Source organism: Acinetobacter sp. SwsAc4, from assembly GCF_013391535.1.
Classification (GTDB): domain Bacteria; phylum Pseudomonadota; class Gammaproteobacteria; order Pseudomonadales; family Moraxellaceae; genus Acinetobacter.
Map to the genome: position 1 here is coordinate 1 of NZ_JACAXC010000059.1, position 2,193 is coordinate 2,193.

Sequence of the window (2,193 nt, forward strand, 5' to 3'; positions counted from 1 at the left end):
GTTCAAATGGCGATTCAGCGTTTAATTGGTTTTGGGAAAAAAGAAGAGTTTAAGGAAATTTTGGCAATTTTAAGAAGGCAGAATCCTGATAGGATAAGGGTTCTGTGAAATTTGTCGTGTACAGAGCTCTTTTTTATTGAAATCGAATAGAGCTGAGGGTATTTGTGTAGAAAAAAGAAACACTTTTTTGCTATACAAGTTTAAAACAAGCTTTATGATAAAGTAAATTAATTAAATTATAACAAAGAGTTGAGTTATGCAAAGTAATAACCCTATTTTGAACCGCGTGGAAACACATGCGGACTATAGTCAACCGATGACTGTTCAAGGTGCTATTCAGAAGTCTGTATTACTTACAGTGATTGCGGCTGTGGTCGGTATAGCACTGTTTTTATACTGTTTCATGACCTTAAATATTTCGCTAGCCTATGCTGCAACCTTAGTCGGTGCGATTGGTGGTCTAATTTTAGGCCTGATTGCAACTTTTAAACCAAATACCGCACGTACCCTTGCCATTCCATATGCCTTGTTTGAAGGTGCTTTTTTAGGTGGGGTGTCGGTTATTTTCCAATTGAAATATCCGGGTGTACCTTTACAAGCGCTCTTGGCAACTTTTGTCACCACTTTAGTGATGTTTGGCCTGTATCGTTTTCAAATTATTCGTGCCACTGAAAAATTCAAATCTGTAGTGATGTCAGCATCAATTGCCATCGCGATTGTCTTTGTGGTGCAGATGGTCATGCGTTTGGCTTTTGGTTCAAGCATTCCATTTTTATTTGAAAACAATTTATTAGGTTTAGGTTTTGCCGCTTTTGTTGCAGTGATTGCATCACTGAACTTAATTCTAGATTTTGATTTGATTGAAAGTGCTGCGGCACAACACGCTCCGAAAGCGATGGAATGGCTGTGTGGTATTGCACTACTAGCGACTCTGGTGTGGATGTACTATTCATTCCTACGTCTACTCAGCATGTTGCGTGGCGACGACTAATCTCCTTAGTTTTAACAAATACGCCCCTTCATTGGGGCGTATTTGTTATTGAATGTTGATGAATTGAAAAAAGGCGCATTATGCAATTTCGGTTTCAACTTAAACTTGGCATTATGCAGATAAATTATTTTGAGTGAGAGTCACATGGCACAAGGACTATTGGCTGGAAAGCGTTTTTTAGTAGCAGGTATTGCAAGTAAATTATCAATTGCATTTGGTATTGCTCAAGCGCTTCACCGTGAAGGCGCGGAACTTGCATTTACTTATCCAAATGAAAAACTGAAAAAACGTGTAGATGAATTTGCAGCACAATTTGGCTCAACGATTGTTCTACCATGTGATGTGGCTGTCGACGCTGAAATTGAACAGACTTTTGTTGAATTGGCAAAACACTGGGACGGGTTAGACGGTGTAGTACATTCGATTAGTTTTGCGCCTGCGCATACATTGGATGGTGACTTTACCGATGTAACGGATCGTAATGGTTTTAAAGTGGCACATGACATTAGTGCATATAGCTTTATTGCGATGGCGCGTGCTGCGAAGCCGTTACTTTTAGTTCGTCAAGGTTGTTTATTGACTTTGACTTACCAAGGTTCTGAACGTGTAATGCCAAACTACAATGTGATGGGTATGGCGAAAGCATCATTAGAAGCGGGCGTACGTTACTTGGCATCAAGCTTGGGTGCAGAAGGGATTCGTGTGAATGCGATTTCAGCAGGGCCAATCCGTACTTTGGCGGCATCAGGGATTAAGTCGTTCCGCAAAATGTTAGATGTAAACGAAAAAATTTCACCACTTAAACGTAATGTGACCATTGAAGATGTCGGTAATGCTGCATTATTCCTTTGCTCACCTTGGGCAAATGGTATTACCGGTGAAATCATGTATGTCGATGCAGGTTTCAACACTGTGGGGATGAGCCCAGACTTGATGCTTGATGAATAATTAGATTGATTAAAATCATTTAATAAAGCCGCTTTTATAGCGGCTTTGTTTTTGAAGATAGCGAGTGAGATTTTAAAAAGATTCTCTGTACACGACAAAAATAGATAACTCATTGAAATAATGTCATAATAATTGTTTTCTAACGACGAATACTATGACACATCTCAATGAGTTATATCTTATCTTAAACAAATCTCTAAAATGGAACAAGTCACATTTAAAGTGCTTTGCGCTCATCATGCTTGTGATTATTT

General features: G+C 39.0%; 2 protein-coding genes. Both read left to right on the forward strand.

What is annotated here, in order from left to right; all coding sequences use genetic code 11:
- Window positions 1–256 precede the first annotated feature (256 nt).
- Window positions 257–991, forward strand: a complete 735-nt coding sequence (locus HYG88_RS15070) for a Bax inhibitor-1/YccA family protein (RefSeq protein WP_058952676.1) — start codon at window positions 257–259, stop codon at window positions 989–991.
- A gap of 144 nt (window positions 992–1,135) precedes the next feature.
- A complete protein-coding gene (locus tag HYG88_RS15075; protein ID WP_058952677.1) occupies window positions 1,136–1,939 on the forward strand; it encodes an enoyl-ACP reductase in 804 nt (267 codons plus the stop codon).
- Window positions 1,940–2,193: the final 254 nt, after the last annotated feature.